At 72.0% G+C, this 24,609-nt stretch carries 26 protein-coding genes; 11 read left to right on the top strand and 15 right to left on the bottom strand.

The annotated features are described in order from the left end of the window. Nucleotides 1-148 precede the first annotated feature (148 nt). Nucleotides 149-481 (bottom strand): winged helix-turn-helix transcriptional regulator, encoded by a 333-nt coding sequence (locus tag ACWEF6_RS38875; RefSeq protein ID WP_449687523.1) that lies wholly within the window; start codon nt 479-481, stop codon nt 149-151. Between the two features lie 68 nt (nt 482-549). On the opposite strand from ACWEF6_RS38875, the gene ACWEF6_RS38870 reads away from it, so the two are divergent. From ACWEF6_RS38870 to ACWEF6_RS38855, 4 genes are all read left to right on the top strand, one after another. Then, nucleotides 550-1,026: a group II truncated hemoglobin gene (locus ACWEF6_RS38870; protein WP_449687522.1), complete on the top strand. Its 477-nt coding sequence runs from the start codon at nt 550-552 to the stop codon at nt 1,024-1,026. A 34-nt stretch (nt 1,027-1,060) separates the two neighbouring features. Further along, nucleotides 1,061-2,497, top strand: a complete 1,437-nt coding sequence (locus tag ACWEF6_RS38865; protein WP_449678902.1) for an aromatic amino acid ammonia-lyase — start codon at nt 1,061-1,063, stop codon at nt 2,495-2,497. 67 nt (nt 2,498-2,564) lie between these two features. Next, nucleotides 2,565-3,140, top strand: coding sequence for an RNA polymerase sigma factor (locus tag ACWEF6_RS38860; RefSeq protein WP_449687521.1), 576 nt, complete (start codon nt 2,565-2,567; stop codon nt 3,138-3,140). After that, complete coding sequence (locus ACWEF6_RS38855; protein ID WP_449687520.1) at nt 3,133-3,999, top strand: CU044_5270 family protein; 867 nt, start codon at nt 3,133-3,135, stop codon at nt 3,997-3,999. Before ACWEF6_RS38860 ends, ACWEF6_RS38855 begins: the two co-directional genes overlap by 8 nt. 54 nt (nt 4,000-4,053) lie before the next feature. On the opposite strand, the gene ACWEF6_RS38850 is transcribed toward ACWEF6_RS38855, so the two are convergent. Next, on the bottom strand, nt 4,054-5,079 hold the full coding sequence (locus ACWEF6_RS38850; protein WP_449687519.1) for a 6-phosphofructokinase: 1,026 nt from the start codon (nt 5,077-5,079) through the stop codon (nt 4,054-4,056). Nucleotides 5,080-5,361: 282 nt separating this feature from the next. On the opposite strand from ACWEF6_RS38850, the gene ACWEF6_RS38845 reads away from it, so the two are divergent. After that, entirely contained in the window at nt 5,362-6,444 is a 1,083-nt protein-coding gene (locus tag ACWEF6_RS38845) for a 3-deoxy-7-phosphoheptulonate synthase (protein ID WP_449687518.1), read from the top strand. Between the two features lie 423 nt (nt 6,445-6,867). Here the strand turns inward: ACWEF6_RS38845 and ACWEF6_RS38840 are convergent, their stop codons facing one another. Together ACWEF6_RS38840 and ACWEF6_RS38835 are read right to left on the bottom strand one after the other, a co-directional pair. Further along, on the bottom strand, nt 6,868-7,356 hold the full coding sequence (locus tag ACWEF6_RS38840) for a polyadenylate-specific 3'-exoribonuclease AS (RefSeq protein WP_310976326.1): 489 nt from the start codon (nt 7,354-7,356) through the stop codon (nt 6,868-6,870). Between the two features lie 17 nt (nt 7,357-7,373). Continuing rightward, the gene (locus ACWEF6_RS38835) at nt 7,374-8,135 is read right to left on the bottom strand and encodes a lysophospholipid acyltransferase family protein (protein ID WP_086845273.1); all 762 of its coding nucleotides are present in this window, start codon (nt 8,133-8,135) and stop codon (nt 7,374-7,376) included. 212 nt (nt 8,136-8,347) lie between these two features. On the opposite strand from ACWEF6_RS38835, the gene ACWEF6_RS38830 reads away from it, so the two are divergent. The 3 genes from ACWEF6_RS38830 to ACWEF6_RS38820 are packed head-to-tail and all read left to right on the top strand — an operon-like array spanning nt 8,348 to nt 10,768. Beyond that, nucleotides 8,348-9,115 carry an alpha/beta hydrolase gene (locus ACWEF6_RS38830; RefSeq protein WP_449687517.1) on the top strand — a complete coding sequence of 256 codons (768 nt, stop codon included), beginning with the start codon at nt 8,348-8,350 and terminating at the stop codon, nt 9,113-9,115. Continuing rightward, nucleotides 9,112-9,615, top strand: coding sequence for a hypothetical protein (locus tag ACWEF6_RS38825; protein ID WP_449687516.1), 504 nt, complete (start codon nt 9,112-9,114; stop codon nt 9,613-9,615). The genes ACWEF6_RS38830 and ACWEF6_RS38825 overlap by 4 nt, the downstream gene beginning before the upstream one ends. A gap of 13 nt (nt 9,616-9,628) precedes the next feature. Then, nucleotides 9,629-10,768, top strand: a complete 1,140-nt coding sequence (locus ACWEF6_RS38820) for a glutamate--cysteine ligase (RefSeq protein ID WP_449687515.1) — start codon at nt 9,629-9,631, stop codon at nt 10,766-10,768. Here the strand turns inward: ACWEF6_RS38820 and ACWEF6_RS38815 are convergent. Beyond that, complete coding sequence (locus ACWEF6_RS38815) at nt 10,765-11,607, bottom strand: NUDIX domain-containing protein (RefSeq protein WP_449678234.1); 843 nt, start codon at nt 11,605-11,607, stop codon at nt 10,765-10,767. The genes ACWEF6_RS38820 and ACWEF6_RS38815 overlap by 4 nt on opposite strands. A gap of 26 nt (nt 11,608-11,633) precedes the next feature. Here ACWEF6_RS38815 and ACWEF6_RS38810 point away from each other — a divergent pair, with 26 nt between their 5' ends. After that, nucleotides 11,634-12,110: an SMI1/KNR4 family protein gene (locus tag ACWEF6_RS38810; protein WP_449687514.1), complete on the top strand. Its 477-nt coding sequence runs from the start codon at nt 11,634-11,636 to the stop codon at nt 12,108-12,110. 566 nt (nt 12,111-12,676) lie between these two features. On the opposite strand, the gene ACWEF6_RS38805 is transcribed toward ACWEF6_RS38810, so the two are convergent. From ACWEF6_RS38805 to ACWEF6_RS38780, 6 genes are read right to left on the bottom strand one after another with little or no spacing between them, the layout of a single operon-like run. Next, nucleotides 12,677-13,615 (bottom strand): ROK family protein, encoded by a 939-nt coding sequence (locus ACWEF6_RS38805; protein ID WP_285993738.1) that lies wholly within the window; start codon nt 13,613-13,615, stop codon nt 12,677-12,679. Nucleotides 13,616-13,630: 15 nt separating this feature from the next. Further along, nucleotides 13,631-14,068 carry a hypothetical protein gene (locus ACWEF6_RS38800; RefSeq protein WP_449687513.1) on the bottom strand — a complete coding sequence of 146 codons (438 nt, stop codon included), beginning with the start codon at nt 14,066-14,068 and terminating at the stop codon, nt 13,631-13,633. After that, nucleotides 14,065-15,192, bottom strand: coding sequence for an ArsA family ATPase (locus tag ACWEF6_RS38795; RefSeq protein ID WP_449687512.1), 1,128 nt, complete (start codon nt 15,190-15,192; stop codon nt 14,065-14,067). The genes ACWEF6_RS38800 and ACWEF6_RS38795 overlap by 4 nt, the downstream gene beginning before the upstream one ends. A 1-nt stretch (nt 15,193) precedes the next feature. Continuing rightward, on the bottom strand, nt 15,194-15,628 hold the full coding sequence (locus ACWEF6_RS38790) for an SRPBCC family protein (RefSeq protein WP_310976334.1): 435 nt from the start codon (nt 15,626-15,628) through the stop codon (nt 15,194-15,196). A gap of 27 nt (nt 15,629-15,655) precedes the next feature. After that, a complete protein-coding gene (locus ACWEF6_RS38785) occupies nt 15,656-16,450 on the bottom strand; it encodes a metallophosphoesterase family protein (protein ID WP_449687511.1) in 795 nt (264 codons plus the stop codon). Between the two features lie 10 nt (nt 16,451-16,460). After that, complete coding sequence (locus tag ACWEF6_RS38780; RefSeq protein ID WP_310976336.1) at nt 16,461-16,871, bottom strand: polyketide cyclase / dehydrase and lipid transport; 411 nt, start codon at nt 16,869-16,871, stop codon at nt 16,461-16,463. A 127-nt stretch (nt 16,872-16,998) separates the two neighbouring features. On the opposite strand from ACWEF6_RS38780, the gene ACWEF6_RS38775 reads away from it, so the two are divergent. Continuing rightward, entirely contained in the window at nt 16,999-18,795 is a 1,797-nt protein-coding gene (locus ACWEF6_RS38775) for an AMP-dependent synthetase/ligase (protein ID WP_449687510.1), read from the top strand. Here the strand turns inward: ACWEF6_RS38775 and ACWEF6_RS38770 are convergent, their stop codons facing one another. From ACWEF6_RS38770 to ACWEF6_RS38755, 4 genes are read right to left on the bottom strand one after another with little or no spacing between them, the layout of a single operon-like run. Continuing rightward, entirely contained in the window at nt 18,796-20,223 is a 1,428-nt protein-coding gene (locus ACWEF6_RS38770; RefSeq protein WP_449687509.1) for a GH1 family beta-glucosidase, read from the bottom strand. A gap of 16 nt (nt 20,224-20,239) precedes the next feature. Next, nucleotides 20,240-21,127 carry a carbohydrate ABC transporter permease gene (locus ACWEF6_RS38765; RefSeq protein WP_449687508.1) on the bottom strand — a complete coding sequence of 296 codons (888 nt, stop codon included), beginning with the start codon at nt 21,125-21,127 and terminating at the stop codon, nt 20,240-20,242. 8 nt (nt 21,128-21,135) lie between these two features. Continuing rightward, the gene (locus ACWEF6_RS38760) at nt 21,136-22,056 is read right to left on the bottom strand and encodes a carbohydrate ABC transporter permease (RefSeq protein ID WP_449687507.1); all 921 of its coding nucleotides are present in this window, start codon (nt 22,054-22,056) and stop codon (nt 21,136-21,138) included. Next, complete coding sequence (locus tag ACWEF6_RS38755) at nt 22,056-23,336, bottom strand: ABC transporter substrate-binding protein (protein ID WP_449687506.1); 1,281 nt, start codon at nt 23,334-23,336, stop codon at nt 22,056-22,058. Before ACWEF6_RS38755 ends, ACWEF6_RS38760 begins: the two co-directional genes overlap by 1 nt. Before the next feature lie 160 nt (nt 23,337-23,496). On the opposite strand from ACWEF6_RS38755, the gene ACWEF6_RS38750 reads away from it, so the two are divergent. Beyond that, on the top strand, nt 23,497-24,546 hold the full coding sequence (locus ACWEF6_RS38750; protein ID WP_449687505.1) for a LacI family DNA-binding transcriptional regulator: 1,050 nt from the start codon (nt 23,497-23,499) through the stop codon (nt 24,544-24,546). Nucleotides 24,547-24,609 lie beyond the last annotated feature (63 nt).

Below are 24,609 nucleotides of genomic sequence, written 5' to 3'. Positions count from 1 at the left end.
GTTCCCCCGCCCCCGTTTGTCCCCGGTCTCTGGTTTCCCCCCGCCGTGTCTTGGGGGGGCCCCGCGGGGGGGGGGCCTGGTTCACCCCCCCCCACTGGGGGGGTGGCGGCGCAACCCCCCCCCCCCCCGCCACATTGGGGCGCTTGGGTCAGGCCGGGTCGAACGTGATGCCGCGCTCGGCCGCGCGGCGCTCGCCCCACTCGTACAGCGCGGTCAGCGCCGGGCGCAGCTCCTCCCCCACCGCCGTCAGGTGGTACTCGACGTGCGGGACCCGGCCGTCGAACTCCTCGCGGCGGACGAGACCGTCCGCCGCCAGCTCGCGCAGCTGCTGGGTCAGCATCTTCTCGCTCACCGCGGGCATCCGGCGCCGGAGTTCGCCGTAGCGGTGGGCGCCCTCCTTGAGGTGGGCCAGGATCACCGGCTTCCACTTGCCGCCGATCAGGTCGACCGCCAGCTCCGTCGCGCAGTGGTACCGCTTCATCCCGCTCTCCCCTACGCACCGGAAAGTACGTGGTTGCCCGGCCGGGGAACCACTGGTTGCCTGACCGGGTGATCGTGTCAAAAACCACGCCGACCCTCTACGAATGGGCGGGCGGCCACGAAGCCCTCGTGAAGCTGTTGACGATCTTCTACGGCCACGTCCTCGAAGATCCGCTGCTCGAACCGGTCTTCCGGCACATGGACCCGCACCACGCCGAGCACGTCGCCGTCTGGCTCGGCGAGGTGTTCGGCGGGCCGGCCGAGTACTCCGCGAGCCACGGCGGGCACGCCCACATGATCGGCCGCCACCTCGGCCGCGGGATCACCGAGCAGCAGCGCCGCCGGTGGGTGACCCTGCTGCTCGACGCGGCCGACGAGGCCGGCCTGCCCGGCGACCCCGAGTTCCGGGCCGCGTTCGCCGGTTACCTCGAGTGGGGCAGCCGCCTGGCCGTGATCTTCTCCGCGCCCGGCGCCGAACCGAACCTGCACGAACCGGTCCCGCACTGGGACTGGCCGGTACCGCCCTGGCAGCCGCCGTCGTCGTAGCCGCATAGTGAGGGGCAGTCGGAAGGAGGCTGCCTTGATCCGGGTGGACGGCCGGACCCTGCGGTGCGCGGACGTGGTGGCCGCGGCGCGCACCGAGGGCCCGTTGGGCATCGACGTCTCGATCGCCGCGCTGCGAGCGGCCGAGCACGCGTGGAAGCTCGCCGAAGAGCTGAGCACGCGCCGGGTGGTCTACGGCCGCACCACCGGCGTCGGGGCCAACAAGGACGACACGGTCGAGAGCTCGGTGGCGCACGGCCTGCGGCTGCTCCGCAGCCACGCGGGCGGCAGCGGGGACGAGATGCCGCCCGGCCAGGTCCGGGCGATGCTGCTGATCCGGCTCAACCAGCTGCTCTCCGGGCGGTCCGGGATCAGCCCGGACCTGATCGGCGCGCTGGCCGAAGCGGTCCGCACCGGCGCGCGGCCGCTGGTGCACCGGCTCGGCGCGATCGGCACCGGCGACCTGGCCCCGCTGGCCGAGGCGGCGCTGGCGCTCACCGGCGAACGGCCGTGGGTCACCGGCCACGTGCCGCCGGTCCCGGTGCGGGCGGGTGATGCGCTGGCGTTCATGAGCAGCAACGCCGCGACGCTCGCCGAAGCGACCCTCGCGGCGATGCGGCTGGACACGCTGACCCGCGCGAGCCACGCCGTCGCGGCGCTGACGTACGTCGCCCTCGACGGCAACCCCGAGGCGTACGCGACGCCGGTGCACGAAGCGCGTCCGCACGCGGGCCAGGTCGCCTGCGCGGCCGAGATGCGGCGGCTGCTGGGCATGCACCAGACGCCGAAGCCGGGTCGCCGGATCCAGGACCCGTTCGGGTTGCGGGCGTTCCCGCAGGTGCAGGGCCCGGCACTGGACGCGATCCACTACCTGCGGGACGTCCTCGCCGTCGAGATCAACGCGAGCACGGAGAACCCGATGATCTCGACGGTCCACAACGACGCCTACCACCACGCGCACTTCCACACGGCGTACGTGTCGACGGCGCTGGACCAGGCGCGGGCGACCGTGCACCAGGTGGCGGAGCTGTCGGTGGCGCGCCTCGGCGACCTGGTGGAGCCGGAGTTCACCGGGCTGCGGCCGTTCCTGGCGGCCGGGCCGCCGGGCAGCTCGGGCGTGATGATCCTGGAGTACGTGGCGCACGACGCGCTGACGGAGCTGCGCCAGGCGGCGCTGCCGGCCACCCTCGGCACGGCGGTGGTCTCCCGCGGCATCGAGGACCACGCGAGCTTCTCGACACAGGCGGCCCGCGCGGCGACGGCTGCGTGTTCGGCCTACCAGCAGGTGCTGGCGTGCGAGCTGGTGGCGGCGGTCCGGGCGCTGCGGATGCGGGAGGCGGACCTGGTGGAGCTGCCGGTCCGCGACGCCTTCGAAGCGGCGTCGGAAGTGCTGGACCCCGGTCTCGACGACCGGCCGCTCACCGACGACATCGCCGCCGCCGGCGGGGTCTTGGACGTGCTGGCCCGGATCTAGCCGTGAACCCGGATCGCCTGTTCCGCCAACAACGGGGCAGATGGCCTCACGACAGGCAGGCGGTTCCTTGAGTTCACCAGGTGAAGGCGGGGCGGACGCGGATGTCATCACCGCGTCGCTGGAGCACCCCGAGCGGTTCGCGGCGGTCTTCGACCGCCACGCCCCGCACATCCACCGCTACCTCGCCCGGCGGCTCGGCGGCCAGACGGCCGACGACCTGATGGGCGAGACGTTCCTGATCGCGTTCGGCGGGCGCGCCCGCTACGACCCGGCGTTCCCGAGCGCGCGGCCGTGGCTCTACGGCATCGCCACCAACCTCGTCGGCCAGCGCCGCCGGGAAGAGGCCCGCGAATACCGGCTGCGCGCCGCTCTCGGGCCGCCCGCCGAGCAGGACGGCCACGCGGACCGGGTCGCCGAGCGCGTGACCGCCCAGGCGATGCAGGGCCGGCTGGCCGCCGCGCTGGCCGGGCTGGCCCGCGGGGACCGCGATGTCCTGCTGCTGATCGCCTGGGAGGGCCTGACCTACGAGGAGGTCGCGACCGCGCTGGGCATCCCGGTCGGCACCGTCCGATCGCGCTTGAACCGGGCCCGCCGGAAGGTCCGCACCGCGCTGGCACCCGAGGAGGTCTCGAACCATGGATGAGATGCAGCTGCTGCGCGACTTCGCCGGTCCCGCCGAGCTGCCGGGGCGTGAAGGCCTGGCCCGGAAGCGGGCGGAACTGCTCGCCGCCACGGCCTCGGCTCGTCCCCGGCACCGGTGGGTGTTCCGGAGCGGGGTCACGGCCGCCGGGCTCGCCGCGGCCGCGGCCGCCGTCGTCGTCCTGACTCCGGCCGGGCCCCCGGTCTCGCCGGCGCCCGAGCCCGAGCCGGTGCGCATCCTGCACGCCGCGGCCGCGAAGGCGCGCGCCCTGCCGGACGTCGTCCCGCGGCCGGACCAGTTCGTCTACACGAAGACACGGCTGGCGGACGGGCGGGCGAACGAAACGTGGGCGTCGGTGGACGGCACCCACGACGGGCTGCAGTTCCTCTACGGCCACGAAGCCTCGCTGGCAGGCTGCCGCGACGGGAAGCGCGTGCAGCACGAGAGCCACGGGAGGACGGTGACGAACCGGTGCGTGCCGCACCCCGCCGTCCCCGCGGACCTGCCCACGGACGCCGACGCCATGCTCGCCTACCTGCACCGGAGCACCTACGGCGAAGGTGACACGCTGCACGATCTCGGCCGCGAGGTCGTCGGCCTGGCCGGCGGTTACCTGCGCCCGGAGGTGCGGGCCGCGCTCTACGAGGCCGTGGCGAAGGTGCCTGGCCTGGTCGCCCGCGCGGACGCGAAGGACGCCACCGGCCGGACCGTCCTCGGCCTCGGCTGGGCCGGCACGACGGAACACGGCATCGGCAACCAGGACGAGTTCCTGTTCGACCCGGTCACCTTCGCCTACCTCGGCTCCGGGGCCGAGGTGGTGGTGAGCCAGGCCATCGTCGACGCGGTGCGGCAGCGGCCCTGAACGCGCGAAGGGCCGCCCCGGGAGTTCCCGGAGCGGCCCTTCGACACGGACGACTCAGCCGAAGAAGACTTCGGCTTCCTGGTAGCGCTCGACCGGGACCGTCTTCAGCTCGGCCGTCGCCTCGGACAGCTTGACGCGGACGATGTCCGTGCCCTTGAGGGCGACCATCACGCCGAAGTCGCCGTCCGCGACCGCGTCGACCGCGTTGAGGCCGAAACGCGTCGCCAGGACGCGGTCGTAAGCCGTCGGGGTGCCGCCGCGCTGGACGTGGCCCAGGACCACCGCGCGGGACTCCTTGCCGGTGCGGTGGGCGATCTCGTCGGCCAGCCAGGTGCCGATGCCGCCGAGGCGGACGTGCCCGAAGGCGTCCTTCTCGCCGGTGAGCAGCTTCTCCTCGCCGCCCTCGGGCAGCGCGCCCTCGGCGACGACGATGATCGGTGCGAACTCCTTCTCGAAGCGGCGCTCGACCCAGGAGACGACCTGGTCGACGTTGAAGTGCTTCTCCGGCACCAGGATGACGCTCGCGCCGCCGGCCAGGCCGGAGTGCAGCGCGATCCAGCCGGCGTGCCGGCCCATGACCTCGACGACCAGCGCGCGGTGGTGCGACTCGGCCGTGGTGTGCAGCCGGTCGATCGCCTCGGTCGCGATGGAGACCGCGGTGTCGAAGCCGAAGGTGTAGTCGGTGGCGCCCAGGTCGTTGTCGATCGTCTTGGGGACACCGACGACCCCGATGCCGTCGTCGGTCAGCCGCTTCGCGACGCCGAGGGTGTCCTCGCCGCCGATCGCGATCAGCGCGTCGACGCCCTGGTCGGCGAGGACCTGCTTGATCTTGTCGACGCCGCCGTCGACCTTGTACGGGTTGGTGCGCGAGGACCGCAGGATGGTGCCGCCGCGGGTGAGGATGTCCTCGACGTCGTTCAGGCCCAGCGGGCGGCTGTCGCCGGTGAGCGGGCCGTTCCAGCCGTTGCGGAAGCCCACGAAGTCCCAGCCGTGCACCTCGATGCCCTTGCGCACCACCGCGCGGATCACCGCGTTGAGCCCCGGGCAGTCGCCGCCGCCGGTCAGCACACCGACACGCATGAGAAGCCTCCGTCTGTTCTCGGGAGATGACAGTCACATTTCGTCAGACGTCAGCGTAGCGGCTCTCGTCTTGATCGGTGCAGCCCCTACCACCTGCCGGATCGGTCCGGGTGACGGCTGTGCTACGTTGAGCCCGTGCAGCGCTATTTCTGGTTTACGAAGCCGGCCCCGGGTGGGCGCGGCGGCGTGAACCTGCGCTGACCTCCCACCCCGAGCCGGATCTCCAACCGGCTCGGCGAGTCCCCCGCGGGTCGGTGTCCACCAGGAAGGAACACCCCCGCGATGACGCTCTCCGCCGGACCGGCCACCATCGGTGACCTCGACGCCGCGCGCACCACGTCGATCAGTCCGCTCATTTCGCCCGCGCTGCTGCGCGAAGACCATCCGGTCGACGCCGCGGTCGCGAAGGTGGTGCGCCACGGCCGCGCCGAAACGGTCGACATCCTCGAAGGCCGCGACGACCGGCTCCTGGTCGTGGTCGGCCCGTGCTCGGTCCACGACCCCGAGGCGGCCCTCGACTACGCCCGCAGGCTGGCCGCGAAGGCCGAGGAGCTGCGCGGCGAGCTGCACATCGTGATGCGCGTGTACTTCGAGAAGCCGCGCACGACGCTGGGCTGGAAGGGCCTGATCAACGACCCGGACCTGGACGGCACGTTCGCCGTCAACAAGGGCCTGCGGATGGCCCGCAGGCTGCTGCTCGACGTCTCGGCGCTGGGCCTCCCGGTGGGCTGCGAGTTCCTCGACCCGATCACGCCGCAGTTCATCGCGGACATCGTGACCTGGGGTTCGATCGGAGCGCGGACTGCGGCCAGCCAGGTCCACCGCCAGCTGTGCAGCGCGCTGTCGATGCCGGTGGGCATCAAGAACTCGACGGAGGGCGACGTCCAGGTGGCGATCGACGCCACCCGCGCGGCGGCGGCCAGCCACGTGTTCCCGGGCATCAACACGGATGGTTTGGCGGCGCTGCTGACGACATCGGGCAACCCGGACTGCCACGTGATCCTCCGCGGCCACAACGGCGGCCCGAACTACGACGCGGCCACGGTCGCGGACACGTTGGGACGCTTGGCGAAGGCGGGCCTGCCGGAGCGGGTGATCATCGACGCGTCGCACGGCAACAGCGGCAAGGACCACGTGCGGCAGGGCGCGGTGGTGTCCGAGCTGGCGACGCGGCTCGCCGCGGGTGAGCGCGGGATCGCCGGACTGATGATGGAAAGCTTCCTGGCGGGCGGGCGGCAGGAGCTTTCGCTGGGGCGGGCTTCGGAGCTGACCTACGGGCAGTCGATCACGGACGCTTGCCTCGCTTGGGATGACACCGCGCCGCTGCTGGACGAGCTGGCCTCGGCGGTGCGGGCGCGCCGCTGAGAAGTTGCAGGACGAGCTCGCCTCGGCGGTGCGGGCGCGCCGCTGAGAAGTTGCTAGACGAGCTGGCCTCGGCGATGCGGGCGCGCCGCTGAGAGGTCCCCGGCCTGGGGGTCCCCCGGTTTTTACGTTACCGGGGACCCCCGACAGTTTCGGGGTGTTGTCAGGCTGTCTTGGCGCCGTGCCCACCACCCCGAAGCCTGAATTGTCACTACGGACGGTGGTACCGCGTCAAGGCGGGAAAGCGCGCCTTGACCCGGCACCACCGTCCGCGTGCTGGCTTCGGATCGGGGTGGCGGGGCGGGTCTGGGTGGGGTGCCGGTCTGGGCGTCCGCGTTCCGTTCGGGTCGGTGAGGCAATCGGCAAAGGCGCTTCGCGCCTTCCGGAGCCCGCCCCGCCGCACAGGCCCTCCGCAGCCGGCCGGGGTCAGCGGCGTGGGAAGTAGCTCTCGATGACTTCCCACCGGGCCAGGTTGTGCTTTGCGTCCGCTAGGGCGTCGTGCTGGTCGGTCGGCGCTGCCGGGAGCTTCGGCTTTCCGGCGTCCTCCCAGCGCTGGCGCAGATCTCGCGTGAACCTCGGCAGCTGCCGGGGCAGCGCCGGCATCGGGCCCCACAGCTGGGCCAGGGCCACGTGGTCGTACGCCGCGAACCAGGCCCACAGCTCGATCCCGCCCGGCGGCTTGCCGAAGAACTCCAGCAGGTCCGCGCGGATCTTCTCCCGGCTTCGCCAGGCCCGGTCGGCCGGGGACGGGAGCTTGTCCAGGACGTTGTCCCGGACCCACGGCCCCGCCTTCGAAGGGTCGAACTCCGTCGAGACCGCGTAGAACTCGCGGCCCCGCTCGTCGACCACCCCGATCGACACCAAATCGATCGTCACGCCGTCTTCGATGAACTCGGTGTCGTAGAAAAAACGCACTGGTGAACAGTAGTGGGTCAGCCGACCTTGGAATCCGGCACCCGGGCCGCGTCGCGGGCGGACGGCTGGGCGGGCACCGCGGGCTTGACCCCGGCCGCCTCCGCTGCCAGCAGCTCCTTCGCCTTCGCCGCGTAGATGTCGACGTACTCCTGGCCCGACAGTTCCATCAGGGCGTACATGATCTCGTCCGTGATCGACCGCTCGATGAACCGGTCGCCCGCCAGGCCCTCGTAGCGGGAGAAGTCCAGGGGCTTGCCGAAGCGGACCTCGAGCCGCCGCGGCCACCACATCTTCGAGCCGATCGGGTTGACCTTGTCCGTGCCGATCATCGCCACCGGGACCACGACGCCGCCGGACTCCAGGGCGATCCGGGCGACGCCCGTCTTGCCCTTGTACAGGCGGCCGTCCGGGGAGCGGGTGCCCTCCGGGTAGATGCCGAGCAGGTGCCCCTCGCGGACCAGGCGGGTCGCCGTGTCCAGCGCCGCCTGGGCGGCGTTGCCGCCGGACCGGTCGATCGGGAACTGGCCGACGCCGGTGAAGAACCACTTCTTGAGCGTGCCCTTGAAGCCCGGCTCGGTGAAGTACTCGGACTTGGCCGGGAAGGTCACCTTGCGCTTGACCCGCAGCGGCATGAAGAACGAGTCCGCGACCGCCAGGTGGTTGCCGGCCAGGATCGCGCCGCCCGTCTCGGGGATGTTCTCCGCGCCGACGACCTTGGTCGGCCAGAGCGTCTTGAGCAGCGGTCCGAGGAACACCCACTTCATGAGCCAGTACAGCACCGGTGCCTCAGTCCTCCATCGCAGCCGCAGCCCCTGTCACCCGAGACGAACAGCCTACGAACACCGGCGGCCGCCGCACAACGCCGACCACCCGGTTACCACTTCGGCAGCGATCGATCTCACAGCGAATTCCGGGCCCGGGCGGAGCCCCACAAGGTCCGCCGGGCGTGAGAGCATGGACGGACTGCACCGCTCACACGGAAGGCGATCGCATGGGCGTGCTCGCCGGCGCGGAACCGTTCGGCCACACCGGTTCGGCCGAAACCGGGTTCCTGCTCTGCCACGGGTTCACCGGTACTCCGGCGAGCATGCGGGCCTGGGGTGACCACCTGGCCGGCGCCGGGTTCACGGTGCGCTGCCCGCTGCTGCCGGGCCACGGCACCCGCTGGCCGGACCTCAACCGCACGACGTGGGAGGACTGGTACGGCGCCGTCCGCGAGGCCCTCCTCGCGCTGCTCGCGACCTGCAAGACCGTCTTCGTCGGCGGTCTCTCCATGGGCGGCACGCTCACCCTGCGCCTGGCCGAGGAGTTCGGCGACCGGATCGCCGGGATCGTCCTGGTCAACCCGTCGGTGACGCGGCTGAAGTGGGACACGAAGCTGCTGCCGGTGCTGGGCCGGATCGTGCCGTCGGTGCCGGCGATCGCGAACGACATCAAGAAGCCGGGCGAGACGGAGCTGGCCTACCCGCGCACGCCGGTGCGCGCGGCGGCGAGCCTGGCGAAGCTCTGGGCGGTCGTGCGCGCCGATCTGGCCAAGGTGACGCAGCCGGTGCTGCTGCTGCACTCGTCGGTCGACCACGTCGTCGAGCCGGTGAACTCGCAGCTGGTGCTCCGGGGCGTCTCGAGCACCGACGTCACCGAGGTCGTGCTGGAGGACAGCTACCACGTGGCGACGCAGGACAACGACGCCGAAGTGATCTTCACCCGCAGCGTCGAGTTCGCGAAGGCGCACGCCGCCCAGCCCGAGGAGACCGCATGAGCCGGGGGAAGGACGGGCCGGAGGACGTCGACGCGACGTTCGCCGAGATCGTCGCGGACCTGCGCGCCGGTGGATTCGGGCTCCCCGAAGAAGACACCGCCGACACCACGGGAGCCGCCGGAGCCGAGTCGCGCAAGACACCCGAGCGGCCCGCCGACCCGCCGGCCGCCGACAGCCCGCCCGAGCCCGGCTGGCGCTCCGGGGGCACGTCGTGGGACACGACGATGTTCTCCGACGACCCGGCCGGCGACGACGACGAGCACTACGTCCCGCCGGAGCCGCCGCCGCTGCCCCGGCCGAAGCTGGGCGCGTTCCTCATCCTGCTGCTGTTCCTGTCCGGGCTGTTCCTGCTGATCCTGCCCGGCGCGATCGGCGTCGGCCCGACGGTGGCGACGCCGCTGGGCATCCTCGCGCTCGCGACGGCGATCGCGCTGCTGCTGCTCCGCGTGCGCCAGGGGCCGCCGCCCGGCGCGGATCCCAGCAACGGCGCCCAGGTCTGACCCCCGGACGGCGATGCACATCGAGTTCAGTCCTTCGCGGCGATCGACCGTCGGCGCGGAATGGGAGCTCGGCCTGGTCGACCGCCGCAGCGGCGAGCTGTCGTCGGTGGCCGAGCTGATCCTCGAGGCCGTCCGGCCCGACGGGCGGGACGAGCACCCGAAGATCAAGCAGGAGCTGCTGCTCAACACGATCGAGATCATCACCGGGGTCTGCGACACGATCGCCGAGGCCAAGGCCGACCTGGCCGACTCGCTCGACGTCGTGCACGGCGTCGCCGACCCGCTCGGCGTCGAGATGTTCTCGGCGGGGACGCACCCCTTCTCGAACTGGTACCAGCAGAAGGTCACCGACAAGGAGCGCTACGCCAAGCTGATCGACCGGACCCAGTGGTGGGGACGGCAGATGCTGATCTACGGCGTCCACATCCACGTCGGGGTCGACCACCGCGAGAAGGTGCTGCCGGTCCTGGACGCGCTGCTCAACTACGCGCCGCACCTGCAGGCACTGTCGGCGTCGTCGCCGTACTGGGGCGCCGAGGACACCGGGTACGCGTCGAACCGGGCGCTGATGTTCCAGCAGCTGCCGACGGCCGGGCTGCCGTTCCAGTTCCGGAAGTGGGCGGAGCTGGAGAGCTACGTCGAGGACATGTTCACCACCGGCGTGATCGACCACTTTTCGGAGATCCGCTGGGACATCCGGCCGTCGCCGAAGCTCGGCACGATCGAGATGCGCGTCTGCGACGGCCTGCCGACGCTGGAGGAAGTCGGCGCGATCGCGGCGCTGACGCAGTGCCTGGTGGACGACTTCGTCGAACGCCTGGAGGACGGGGAGATCCTGCCGACCCTGCCGCCGTGGCACGTCCAGGAGAACAAGTGGCGCGCGGCCCGCTACGGCACGGACGCGATCGTCATCCTGGACGCGGCCGGGCGCGAACGGCTGGTCACCGACGACATCGCCGACCTGCTGGACCGGCTGGAGCCGGTGGCGCGGCGGCTGGACTGCGTGGCCGAGCTGCGGGACGTCGAGACGATCCTGCGCTACGGGCCGAGCTACCGGCGGCAACGCGCGGTCGCCGAGCAGCACAAGGGCAGCCTGAAGGCCGTGATGGCGTCGCTCGTCGCCGAGATGCGCGACGGGATCGCGCGGGATTAGAGCTCGTCGAGCTGCCTGCGGAGCGTGCCGGGGCCCATGATCGACGCGCCGAGCGCTTCGACGCGCCGTTTCAGTTCGCGGTCGGCCGTCGCGACCAGGACGTTCGCCTGCTGCTGGGCGACAACCTCGACGATCTTCGAGTCGCCGTCGGTGTCCGCGGCGACGACCTCGACCCCGGGGGTGCCGGTGACGTGCTTGGCCTGGCCTTCGACGACCAGGATGATCCGCGGCCACCAGGTCACCGCCGCGTCGTCCGGGTCGGGCACGCCGGCTTCGGCGAGCTTGGCGAGCTGATCGCGGAGGCGCTCGGCGGCGCCGTGCCGGTCTCGCCACCAGCCGTCCGGGCGCGAGCCGACGACGTTGGCGGCGTCGACGACCAGGACGAGTTCGCGGCCGACGCGGTCGCGCAGGTCCGGCCAGGCGGCGGCGAAGTCGCGGTGGAGCGGGTAACCGGGGACGTCGTCGGGATCCACCCAGCGCACCTCCGCACTTTCGGTGTTGGCGACGCGCGCTTCGGCGCCGTCGGCGAGGGCTAGGACGGTGGTGTAGCTCCAGTCGCCGTGGTCGACGACGGAGGCGGAGACGGCGCGGAAGGCCTCGGCGGGGACGGAGGTCTCCTCGAAGGCTTCGCGCGCGGCGGCGGTCCGGGCCGTTTCGCCGGCTTCGATGGCGCCGCCGGGCAGCGCCCAGGTGCGGCCGTGGTGCACCCACCAGGCGCGGCGCTGCAGGAGGACGCCGCGGGCGGGGTCGACGAGCAGCAGCCCGGCGGCACCGTAGCGGCCCCAGTGCAGGTGCCCGCCGGCACAGCGGACGAAGACGCTCGCGGACGGGGGACTCACCGGTCCAGCCTGTCACACTCTCCGGCGTGACCCGGTTCGATCAGCTCAAGCCCACCTTCTGGGACGCCGGCCCCGGCGAGCCCCTGGACGCCCGCGCGTTCGCCCACGCCGGCCGCGAGCTGGGGGTCCGGCTGCCCCTCGAGCTCGGCGAGCTGCTGGGCCTGCGCAACGGCGGCACGGTGGCGGCCGCGTTCGACGCCTTCCCGACGAGCGAGCCGACGTCGTACAGCGGGACGCACGTGCCGTTCGACCACCTGCTCGGCGTCGGCGGGCGGTTGTCGATCCTGGACTCGCCGTACCTGAGCACCGAGTGGGACCTCCCGAAGCGGGTGGTGGTGCTGTCCGGCGACGGGCACACGTGGATCGCCCTGGACTACCGCCGGTCGTCGGAGCCGTCGGTGACGTGGTTCGACGTGGAGCTGGCGTCGGAGCTGGCGCTGGCGCCGACGTTCCGCGCGTTCGCCGAGGGGCTGGTGCCGTCGGGGGACTTCCCGGAGGAGTGAGCGCGGCTGCCGATGACCGCGGTCAGGAGGATGCCGAGGCTGAGGCCGCCGAGGAGGATCCCGGCCACGACCGGAGTCGGCACGAGGGGCTTGATCAGGAACTGCCCGACCAGCATCCAGCCGAAGATGACGAGCCCGGCTGGGAGCAGGTTCGTCCGCCGGCCGCGCACCTTCCGCCGCAGCAGGACGCCGGCCGCCATCAGGGCCGCGCCTCCGGTCCCGATCCACACGTCCGCCGGCATGCGTGCTCCCTCCCCGGGTCGGCTACCGGGTACCCGATCGGGGGACGGGTGACACGGGCCCGCCACACCCTCCAGGGGTTCGGTGCCGACGATCATCCGGGAGCTGTATCGCGGCGGGACCGACCAGCCCCACGCCGCCGACGAGCGGGCCGCCGCCCGGCCCGAGCACGACCGGCCGCAATCGGCTCCCTGATCGAGCGCACCGCCCGCCACGTCATGCTGCCGCGCCATCCCTGCGGGGCCCGCCCCCCGACTTCCACGCTACCGGGGACCACCGACAGTTCCGCGTGATCGGAGCGCCCAGCGCGACCGCCGTCCACAAGATCAGACCGGGGTCTTCGCCGCCTCCAGGGCCAGCGCCGCCGCTCCGACGATCGCCGTGTCGTCGCCCAGGTGGGCCGTCCTGATGCGGGCCAGCGGACGGTGCCGGGCCCCCGTGATCGTGCCCGCGTAGTGCTCGCGGGCCTCGTCCAGGAACAACGGTGCCGACTCCGACACTCCCCCGCCGATCACGATGATCTCCGGGTCGAACACGTCCGCCACCAGGGCCAGGCCCTCGCCGAGCCACTTGGCCAGCTCGGCCATCGCCAGCTGGGCGATCGGGTCGCCGTCGCGGGCCGCCCCGGCCACCCGGCGGCCCGTCACCGAACCCGGGTCGCCCGCCACCTGGGGGGCCAGCACCGTCGAGCGGCCCGGGTGCCGGGCCAGCAGCTCCACCGCCGTCGCCGCCAGGGCCGTTCCGCTGCAGTACCGCTCCCAGCAGCCGTACTTGCCGCACGGGCACGGCCGCCCGCCGCGGACCACCGTCAGGTGGCCCAGCTCCGGCGCCACGCCGTACGCGCCCCGGTACAGCTTGCCGTCCAGCAACAACCCCGCGCCGATGCCCGTGCCCAGCGCCACCAGGGCCGCCACCTGGGCGCCGCGGGCCGCGCCGAAGCGGTGCTCGCCGACGATCGCCGAATTGACGTCGTGCTCCAGCAGCACCGGCAGGCCGACGCGCTTTTCGATCCGGTCCGCCACCGGAGCGCCGCGCCACGCCAGGTGCGGCGCGAACATCACCGATCGGCGGTCGCGGGCCACGAACCCGGCCACCGCCAGCCCGACCCCGGCCACGTCGTGACGGTTGCGCAGGTCCTCGACGACGCCGGCGATGGCGTCCTCCAGGGCACCTTCTTCGGTCGGCGTCGCGACCCTGGCCGTGTCGAGCAGGGAGCCGCGTTCGTCCACCACGCCGGCCCGGATGCTCGTCCCGCCGACGTCCACCCCTATCGTCCGCACTCAGCTCTCCCACTCGTCGCGCCGGCGGACGGCGATGTGCTGCACCCGCGGCGAGGTCCGCGGGTCCGCGGGCCGCGGCGCGGGCCGGAACCCGGGCATGTGCACGCCTTCTTGCGGCTCCCAGCGGTCCGCGAGCACCGCGCGCAGCAGGGCGACCAGCTGCGCGAGCTGCTCGGCCAGCCGCGCGACCAGCTCGGGCCGTTCCCCCCGCACCACCGCGACGATCGCACACAGCGGGCACCAGCCGCACGCCGAACCGTCCGGTTTCGCCTCGTCAGGGGTTCGGTGCTCACCGGGGGCGGGGGCTCCGCCACCCGAAAACCCGCCGTGACCGGCCGCGAGCACCCCTTCGAGCCACGGCGCCGCCTTCTCCGCGACCATCTCGGCGAGCAGGCGGATCTCCTCCGCCAGCCGCGGCCCGTGTTCCTCTTCGCTCACCCGCGTCCCCGGTTCCCGGCCAGGTGCACGACCAGGCCGTCGGCGTCGGATTCCGCGCCGGTGATCCGGCACGGCCGCAGCGGCTCCGGCAGGGCGATGAGCCTGCGGAAGCCGTCCACGGTGATCGCCAGGTCGTCGTCGACGCGGGCGAGGTCGACCTCGGCGTCCCGCGCGAGCGGGATCGCGACGCGCAGGGTGTAGCCGCCGGCGGCGGGCCGCACGCGCAGCAGCGGGGTGACGGGCGTGCCGTTGCCCGCGAGGGGGTCTTCGCCGCGGTAGAGCTCGGCGGCGATCTCCAGCAGCGCGGGCAGCCCGACCGGCTCGACGGCGCGGTGCTCCACGCGGGCGATCGGCGCGATCCCCGCCGCGGCGAGCTCGGCGAGCACGGCGTCCTGCTGCGTCCGGCGCGTGCGCAGCCAGGACGCGGCGCCGCCGCGCCAGAGGCCGGGCGCCGGCATCAGCCGGTTGGCGATCAGGCCGTCGACGGCGATGCCGCGCAGGGCCAGTGAGCTGAGCGTGCGCCGCGCCTCGGCGACGACCACCCGCTCGGGCGTGAGAACAAGCCGGACGGTCGTCACCGACGGGTCGGTGAGCAGGGCGCGCAGGCCGTCGAGGTGGGTGCCGAGGCGCCGGATCGGCTCGCTGACGCGGCGGCCGAACACGCGGGTCAGGTAGCCGGAGACGGCTTCGGGGAGGGCGAGCAGCCGCAGCGTCTCGGCCGTCGGCCCGCAGTCGACGACGACGGTCTCCCACGGCCCGTCCTCGGCCAGCCGCCGGACCTCGGTGAGGGCGAGCAGCTCGTCGACCCCGGGCAGCACGGTGAGCTCTTCGGCGTCCAGCGTGTCGAGCCCCGCGCCGGCCAGGACCGCCCGCAGCTCGCCGCGCAACCCTTCCCAGGTGGCGTCCACCAACGTGCGCGAATCGACCTGCACGCCGGACAGCAGCGAGTCCACTTCGGACGGTTCGGCGCCGAGCGGGCTGCCGAAGGCGTCGCCCAGCGAGTGCGCCGGGTCGGTGGACACGACGAGGGTCTTCCTGCCGCGGGCGGCGAGGGCGGCGCCGGTGGCCGCGGCCAGCGTGGTCTTCCCGACACCCCCCTTGCCGGTGCACAGCAGGATCCGCACGCTAGCCCTCGGCCCGCTTCTTGAGCTCCTTCAGCGCGGTGTCCATGACCATCTTCTCGGCCTTGCGGCGCAGCAGGCCGATCATCGGCAGCGCCAGCTCGACCGACAACGTGTAGGTGACCCGCGTCCGGCCGCCGAGGTCGGCCAGCGCGTAGCGGCCGTTCTGCGCCTTCTGCATCTGGCCCTTGACCAGGTGCCAGCTGACGCCCAGGCCGTCATCGTCCCAGTCGTACTCGAGGGTGTAGACGTCCTTGATCGGGCCCGCGTCCAAGGTCAGCTTGACCTGCTTGGCCCGGCCCTCGCCGTCGGTGTCGAGGACCTCGGTCTGCCGGACGGCCTTGGCCCATTCCGGGTACGCGGGGAAGTCGGCGATCACGGCCATCACCCGGCTGGGCTCGGCGTCGACCTCGATGGACTGTGTGGACTGCTCGGCCATGGGTCGAAGCGTAGCCGCCGCGGTTGGTCACCAGCGCAGCACGTAGGGCTGCCCGGTCTCCTTGAAGTGACCCACGTTACGGCACTCGGTCAGGCCGACCCGGGCGCGGGCGGCCAGGGGCTGGTGCACGTGCCCGAACACCGACCAGCGCGGCCGCTGGGCCCGGATCAGCGCCAGCAGCGCCGTCGAGCCGATCTCGCTGCGGCGCGCCACGACGTCGTAGGTCAGCTCCGGCAGGGCCGGCGGGCCGTGCGTGCAGAGGACGTCGACGTCGGTGAGCGCGGCGACACTCGCGTCGTAGTCCTCGCGAACCCGCAGGTAGGGGCGCCAGGCGGCGCCCTTGCGGGGCCGCGGGACGACGCCGTCGGGCAGCAGCGCGCCGCCGACGAACCCGAACCGCAGGCCGCCGATCTCCGCCACCTCGCCGTCGAGCACGTGCACGCCCTCGCCGGTGAACTCCGGCCACAGCGCCGGGGTGTCGACGTTGCCGGGGGTGGCGTAGGTGGGCGCGGTCATCGCCGCGAACAGCGTCGCGTACTGGGCGCGGACGGCTTCGTCGACCGCGGCGGCCGGGTCGTAGAGGGTCGCCCAGAGCGTGCGCGAGAAGGCAACGGTTTCGTCACGGGTGCCCTCGCGGCGCAGGCGGGCGAACTCGCCGACCTTCTCCGCGCCGAACAGGGCACCCATGATGCCCTTTTCGTGGTCGTGGTAGTCGACGAAGTCGATCAGGTCGCCGAGCACGACCAGGGCGTCGGCCCCGTCCCCGGCGCGCTTGAGCGCGTCGGCGTTGCCGTGCACGTCCGAGACGACGTGTACCCGCACCCGTGCTCCCCTAGTTCTCGCCGCGCGGAGGGACGCCGGGCTCGCGCCCGTCCTCCAGGATCTCCTTGAGCCCGAGCGCGATCGCCTTGGCCGCGCGGGCCCGCCGGTCGAACTCCCGACGCAGGTCGCGTGGCGCCAGCGCACGGGGCGCCCCGGCCGCGTCGGCGGGGGTCGCCCGCAGGAAGTAGTGCAGCAGGGTGCCGTCGAGCACCGGCTCGAGCCAGACCTCCATGGTACCGACGAGGGCACCCGTCACGGTCCAGCGCAGGCCCTTGTCCCCCCGGTCGGTGTAGACCTCGAGGACCAGGTCGGGCCAGTAGCGCCGCCAGGAGGCCGGCTCGGCGAAGACCGCGGCCACGGTGGCCGGCGGAACGGCGAGGAACGTCTCGTCGACGATGTCGAGTGAGGGTGGCGCGTTCACGTGCGAAGAATGTCACGGCCTCGCCTCGCGGCGGCGATCAGCATGGTCTTAAGGTGCTCACCACGCTAAGTTGACTGGCGGGTAACAGCGGTGTCACCTGCCGCACGCGTTGAACACGGAGGTCCACGTGCGCGAATACAGCGCTCCCGCCGGCAAGCCGGTGGCCGACGACGAAAACATGTCCGACGTCGTCTGGGCGAACGCCGAGCGGTTCTCCGACGTGGTGAGCTTCCGCCGCCAGGTCGAGGGCAGCTGGCTGGACGTGACCGCCAAGGAGTTCGCGGCCGAGGTGCTGGCCGTGGCGAAGGGCATGGCCAAGGCCGGGATCGGCCGCGGCGACCGCGTCGCGATCATGTCGAAGACCCGCTACGAGTGGACGCTGATCGACTTCGCGATCTGGGCGGCCGGCGCGGTCACCGTGCCGATCTACGACACGTCCTCCCCGGAGCAGGTGCACTGGATCCTTTCCGACTCGGCCGCGAAGGGCGTCTTCGTCGAGACGAACGCCCACGCCGCGGCGGTCGACGAGGTCCGGGACCGGCTCACCGAGCTGGCCGGCACCTGGCAGATCGAGGGTGACTCCCCCGCCGTCGAAGAGCTGTCGGCCCTGGGCGCGTCGCTCTCGGACGACGAGCTGCACGACCGGCGCCGCGAGGTGTCCGCGGACGAGCTCGCCACCATCGTCTACACCTCGGGCACCACGGGCCGCCCCAAGGGCGTCGAGCTGACCCACCGCAACCTGCTGGCCGAGATCCGCGCCGACATCGAGGCGTTCCCGCAGCTGATGGAGCAGGGCAACTCGCTGCTGTGCTTCCTGCCGCTGGCGCACGTGCTGGCCCGCGCGATCGCCGTCACCGCGCTGACCGCCCGGGTCACCCTCGGGCACACCCCGGACGTCAAGAACCTGGTCGCCGACCTGGGCACGTTCCGGCCGACGTTCGTCGTCGCCGTGCCGCGCGTGTTCGAGAAGGTCTACAACTCGGCGAAGCAGAAGGCGCACAGCGAGGGCAAGGGCAAGATCTTCGACGCCGCCGAGGCCACCGCGGTCGCCTACAGCGAGGCGCAGGACAAGGGCGGCGCGGGGCTGGGCCTCAGGCTGAAGCACCTGGCGTTCGACAAGCTGGTCTACGGCAAGCTGCGCGCGGCCCTCGGCGGCCGTTGTGTGGCGGCGGTGTCCGGCGGCGCCCCGCTGGGAGCGCGCCTGGCGCACTTCTTCCGCGGCATCGGCGTCCCGGTGTTCGAAGGCTACGGCCTGACGGAGACGTCCGCGGCGGCGAACGTCAACACGCAGACGGCGTTCCGCGTGGGCACGGTCGGCAAGCCGGTCAACGGCACGTCGGTCCGCATCGCCGGCGACGGTGAGGTGCTGCTCAAGGGCGACGTCGTGTTCCGGGCGTACTACAACAACCCGCAGGCGACGAAGGAAGCGCTCACCGACGGCTGGTTCCACACGGGCGACCTGGGCGAGCTGGACGCGGACGGGTTCCTGAAGATCACCGGCCGCAAGAAGGAGATCATCGTGACGGCGGGCGGCAAGAACGTCGCCCCGTCCGGCCTCGAGGACACGATCAAGGCGTGCCCGCTGGTCAGCCAGGCCATGGTGGTCGGCGACCAGCGCCCGTTCATCGCGGCCCTGGTCACGGTGGACGAGGAGTACTTCCCGTCGTGGAAGTCCCAGCACGGCAAGCCGGCCGGCGCTTCGGTGGCGGACCTCGCCGCGGACCCGGACCTCCTCGCGGAGATCCAGGCCGCGGTGGACGAGGCGAACAAGTCGGTGTCCAAGGCCGAGGCGATCAAGAAGTTCACCGTGCTGGCGAACGACTTCACCGAGGCCGGTGGCGAGATCACGCCGAGCCTGAAGCTGAAGCGGAACGTGGTTTCGAAGAACTACGCGAACGACATCGAGGGCCTGTACAAGAAGTAGTCACCCGAGGGACCGCTGGGCCGCGATGAAGTCGCGGTACCAGCGGTAACTCGACCTCGGCGAGCGCTGCTGGGTCTCGTAGTCCACGTGGACCAAGCCGAACCGGTGCTTGTAGCCGTGGGCCCACTCGAAGTTGTCCAGCAGCGACCAGCAGAAGTACCCGCGCAGGTCCACCCCCGCCGCCGCCGCGGTGCGGGCCGCCTCGATGTGCTCGCTCAAGAAGCTGATGCGCTCGTAATCCGCGAAGTCGCTCCGGTCCGCGTACACGCACCCGTTCTCCGTGACGTACACCGGCGGCAGGCCGGGATACCGGTTGTGCAGGCCGACCAAAGCTTCCGTCAGGCCCTCCGGCTCGACCGGCCAGCCCATGCCCGTGCGCGGGACGTCCGGCAGGCGCGTGGTGTCCACGCCGATGTCCGCCACCGTTCGCAGTGCCGGGTCCGGCTCGCGGTGGGGGGCGTCCGCCACGTGCACGCGGTAGTAGTAGTTCACGCCCAGGTAGTCCAGGGGCGCCGCGATGATCTCCAGGTCCTCTTCCCGGCGGAACGAGAAGTCCGAGACGCCGTCGAACATCGCCGACAGGCCCGGGGCGTAGCGGCCGCCGAACAACGGGTCGGTGAACTGCCTGCGCAGCAACGTGTCCTGACGCGCCGCCGCCGCCGTGTCCGCCGGCGAGTCCGTCACCGGGACCGCCGGTGACTGGTTGAGGACGATGCCGAACTGGTGGGGCAGCGCCGCCCGCTCGCACATCGCCCGGACCGCCAGGCCGTGGCCGAGCAGCAGGTGGTGGGCGGCCGCCAGCGCGCCGTGTCCCTCCCGCGCCCCCGGCGCGTGGCGGCCTTCGCCGTACCCGGCCACCGCGCACGGGTACGGCTCGTTCAGCGTCGTCCAGAAGTCGACGACGTCGCCCAGTTCCTGGTGCACCAGCGCCGCGTACTCGGCGAACCGGTACGCCGTGTCGCGCGACCGCCAGCCGCCCTCGTCCTCCAGGGCCTGGGGCAGGTCCCAGTGGTAGAGCGTCAGGAACGGCTCGATCCCCCGCTCCCGCAGGCCTTCCACCAGCCGCCGGTAGAAGGCCAGGCCCCGGCGTTCCGGCGCACCCCGGCCGGACGGCTGGATCCGGGGCCAGGACACCGAAAACCGGTAGCTGTCGACGCCCAGTCCGGCGAGCAGGCCGAGGTCCGCCTCCCAGCGGTGGTAGTGGTCGGCCGCCGGTTCGCCGGTGTGGCCGCCGGCCACCGCGCCGGGGACCGCGGCGAACGTGTCCCAGATGGACGGTCCACGGCCGTCGGCGGTCGTGGCGCCCTCGATCTGGAACGCCGAAGTCGCTACGCCCCAGCGGAAGGCGGGCGGGAACCCCTCATTTCGGGGGTCCGGGTGGCGAAGCCCCCGGCCCGGGGTGAAGCCCCGGTTGTCACTGCTGGTCACGGTCAACTCCGGAGGGTCAGCCCTTGAGCGCGCCCTGCATGATGCCGCCGACGATCTGGCGGCCGAACAGCAGGAACACGATCAGGACGGGGACGGTGCCGATGGTGGCGGCGGTGAGCACGAGCGTGTAGTCGGTGGTGTAGCCGCTGGCCAGAGTGGACAGTGCGGTTTGGACGGTCGGGTTCTCCGGCACCAGCACCACCAGCGGCCAGAAGAAGTCGTTCCAGGCCTGCATGAAGGTGAACAGCCCGAGCACCGCCGCGGCCGGGCGGGCGGCCGGCAGGGCCACGTGCCAGAACAGCCGCAGCGAGCCGCAGCCGTCCATCCGGCCGGCCTCCAGCAGCTCCAGCGGCAACGCGCGTTCGAAGTACTGGCGCATGAAGAACACGCCGAACGCGGTGACCAGGCCGGGCACGATCACCGCCTGCAGCTGCCCGGCCCACCCGAAGTCGGCCATCATCATGTACAGCGGGACGACGCCGAGCTCGGTCGGGATCGCCTGGGTGGCGACCACGACGAGCAGCAGCGCCGTCCGCCCGCGGAAGCGCATCTTGGCGAAGGCGAACCCGGCCAGCGTCGAGAACAGCACCACCGAAACGGTGATCGTGCCCGCGACGATGAGCGAGTTGCCCAGCGCCAGCGCGAAGTCCGTCTCGTCGAAGACGCGGGCGATGTTCTCGAACAGGTGCCCGCCCGGCACCAGCACCGGCGGCACCTTCCCGACCGCCTCCGTCGTCTGCGAGGAGACGACGAACGACCAGTAGACCGGGAACGCCGAGCCGGCCAGGATCGCGATCAGCGCGGCGTAGGTCCACGGGCTCGCGACCCGCCTGGAGATCCGCCGCAGCCGCCCGGGGGAGGCGGCCGGCGGCGCGGGGGCCGCCGGGGTGAGCACGGTGGTCATGTCGCTCCTCAGTCCGTCGATATCCGCCGGGTCACCAGGTACGACAGGCCCGCGACGAGCATCGTGGCCACGGCCAGGATCAGCGCGATCGCCGAGCTGTAGCCGAAGTCGTACTTGGCGAAGCCCTGTTCGTAGAGGTAGAGCGCGGCGGTCTGGAACTGCCGGTCCGAGCCGCCGGTGGCGGCCGCCGTGCCCGGGTTGAACAGCAGCGGCTCGGCCAGCAGCCGCATGTTCCCGGTCGTCGCGATCACCGTCGAGAAGATGATCTGCGGCCGCAGCAGCGGCACGGTGATCCGCCAGAACTGCTGCCACCCCTTGGCCCCGTCGAGGGTGGCGGCCTCGTACATGCTCGACGGGATCGCCTGCATCGACGCCAGGAAGATCAGCGCGTGGTAGCCGGTCCAGCGCCACACGACCATCGCCGCGATGGCCGTGTGCGAGCTGGCCGTGCCGGCCTGCCAGTCGATCTGCCCGGCGCCGAACCAGCTCAGCACCCAGTTGACCAGGCCGAAGTCCCGGCCGAACAGCTGCGCGAAGATGATCGTCACCGCCGCCACCGAGGTGATGTTCGGCAGGATCATCCCCATCCGGAAGAACATCCGCCCGCGCAGCCGCCGGTTGAGCAGGTGCGCGATGCCCAGCGCGAACAGGATCTGCGGGATCGTGGTCAGCAGCCACAGGCTGACCGTGTTCCCCATCGAGTTCCAGAAGTACGGGTCGTGGAACAGCAGCTGCTCGTAGTTGCCGAACCCGATGAACTGCGCACCCTCGGCGTCGATGAGGTTCCGCTTCTGCAGCGACACGACCGCCGTGTACACCAGCGGGAACAGCCCGAAGACGCCGAAGATGAGGAAGTACGGGCTGATGAAGCCGAACGGCGACAGCTTGACGTCCCATTTCTGCCGCCGCTCGGCGAAGGTGAGTGCCATTACTTGATCTTCGCGACGTCACCGACCAGCTGCTGCCACGCCGCCGGGCCGTCCTGCTTGCCCTGCTCGACGCGCTGCATCGCGTTGCCGAACTCGGTCTGCACGTCACCGGCCTTCGGGCCCTGGTACTGCGGGTTCAGCTTCTTCGCCGCGTCGGTGAAGACCTTGCCCACCGGAGCGTTGTTGAAGAACGGGTTGGTGTAACCGGTGATCTTCGGGTCGTCGTACAGCGACGGCGCCGACGGGAGCAAACCCTTGCTGGTGAACACCTTCGCCTGCTGCTCGGGCGCGGTCAGCCAGGCGGCGAGGTCGGCCGCTTCCTTGGTGTGCTTGCCCTGCTTGGGCACGGTCAGGTACGAGCCGCCCCAGTTGCCGCCGCCCCCCGGCACGGCCGCGACGTCCCACTTGCCCGCGGTGTCCGGCGCCTGGTCCTTGATCTTGGTCATCATCCACGCCGGGCAGGTGACGGTGGCGAACTGGCCCTGCGTGAAACCGGTGTTCCACTGCGGCGTGCTGTAGAGCAGGCCGGCGCTCAGGTTCGCCTTGACCGCGTCGACCACGAGGTCCCAGCCCTGGCGCAGCGCCGGGTTGCTGCCCACGATGATCTGGTCGTTCTGGTCGTAGTAGCCCTGCGGCGCCTGGCCGACGATCGCGTTGAGCACGGTCGGGCCGCCGTCCATGAACTTGACACCCTGGGGTGCCTGGGCCTGGAAGCGCTTGCCCGTCTCGAAGAACGCCTGCCAGGTGGGCCAGAGCGCGGAGACGGCGTCGCGGTCCTCGGGGAGCCCGGCGGTCTTGAACATGTCACGGCGGTAGCAGATGGCCAGGCCGCCGACGTCGGTGCCGTAACCGATCTGCTGTCCGCCCTTGCCCAGCGACGCGGCCCACTTCCAGCCGAGCCAGCGGTCCTTGAGCTTGTCCCCGCCGACGGTGTTGAGGTCGACGAACTTGTCCGGCGTCGCCTTGAACTGGGCGACGTACCCGGTGTCGATGGCCTCGACGTCCGCGGCGCCGGCGCCGGTGGCCAGGTGCGCGGCGAGGTTCTTGTGGTGGTCGGAGTAGGCGGCGGTCCGCTCGGTGATCTCGATGTCCGGGTGCGCCGCCTGGTACTCCTTGATCAGGTCGGTGTAGCCGAAGTTGCCGAACAGGCCGAGGCTCAGCTTGACCTTGCCGCCGGCGGCGCCGCTGTCGCCGCACGCGCTCACCGCGGTGAGCGCGACCAGGGCGGCACCCACCCCGGCGAGCAGGCGGATCCGGCGGTTTCTCGTTTTCGGGCGCATGAGATCTCCGTTGTTCTGCGGGCCGGTCGGAAAACGCGGGACCCATGAGAGCGCTCCCAACACCCTTTCGTCAAGTAACGAAATGATAACCGGGACTGGCGTTTACGCTGTCAGAGGTCGTGTGCTAGAGATGTAACCGGTTACAAGAACGGAGATCGACATGGTCACTGCCCGCGAAGTCGCGCAGCTCTGCGGGGTTTCCGTCGCCACCGTGTCGCGGGTGTTCAACCGCCCGGCCACGGTCAGCGCGACCACGCGCGAACGCGTCGAACGCGTGGCACGGGACCTCGATTTCTCGCCGAACGAGTCGGCGCGCGCGCTGTCGCGGCAGCAGTCGGCGATGGTCGGGCTGGTCTGGGACACCGACCACCGGCGGCCCGGCTGGCGGCACCCGTTCCTGCAGGACCTGTTGCTGGGCCTCAAATCCGCGCTGAGCTCGCACGGCTACCACCTGCTGCTGCTCGCGACGAGCGACGACGCCCGCGACCGCCACCCGGGCGTGTCGCTGGCCGACCCGATCGGCTACGTGAGCATGACCCGCCGGCACCACCTGGCCGGGCTGGTGCTCATCGACAGCGGAACCGACGCCGACGCGTTCACCGCGTTCGCCCAGTCCGGGCTGCCGTGCGTCGCGCTGGACGTCGCCCTGTCCGGGCCGCGGGCCACGCACGTCACGTCGGACAACGCCGGGGGCGCGGCGGAAGCGGTCCGCCACCTGGCCGCCCTCGGCCACCGCCGGATCGCGACGATCACCGGCCCCCGCGGCAACGCACCGGCGACCGCGCGCACCGAGGGGTACCGGCGCGGGCTGGCCGAAGCCGGCCTCCCGGTATCGGAGGATCTCGTGGTCGGAGGAGACTTCTACCGCGAGAGCGGCTTCGTCGGCATGCGCCGGCTGCTGGCCCGCAAGGAGCCGCCGACGGCGGTGTTCGCGGCCAGCGACGAGATGGCGGTGGGCGCCCTGCTGGCGGCCCGCGCGGCCGGGCTGAGGGTGCCGGCGGACTTGGCCGTGGTCGGCTTCGACGACATCGAGGTGGCGTCCCTGGTGGACCCGGCCCTGACGACGGTGGCCCAGGACAAACCGGGCTTCGGCACCGCCGCGGCGGGGGCGCTGCTGGCGATGCTCGAGAACGCGACAACCCCGGAACCGGTGCTGCTGCCGACGAAACTGGTCGTCCGCGATTCCTGCGGCGCGCACCAGCCCCGCTGACCCGGCTCTCATGCGCCCCAATGTGGCGGGGGGGGGGTTGGTTGGGAAGGACGTCCACTTAGT

The organism is Amycolatopsis sp. NPDC004772 (assembly GCF_053601215.1).
This window is presented reverse-complemented; position numbering and strand designations above follow the sequence as displayed.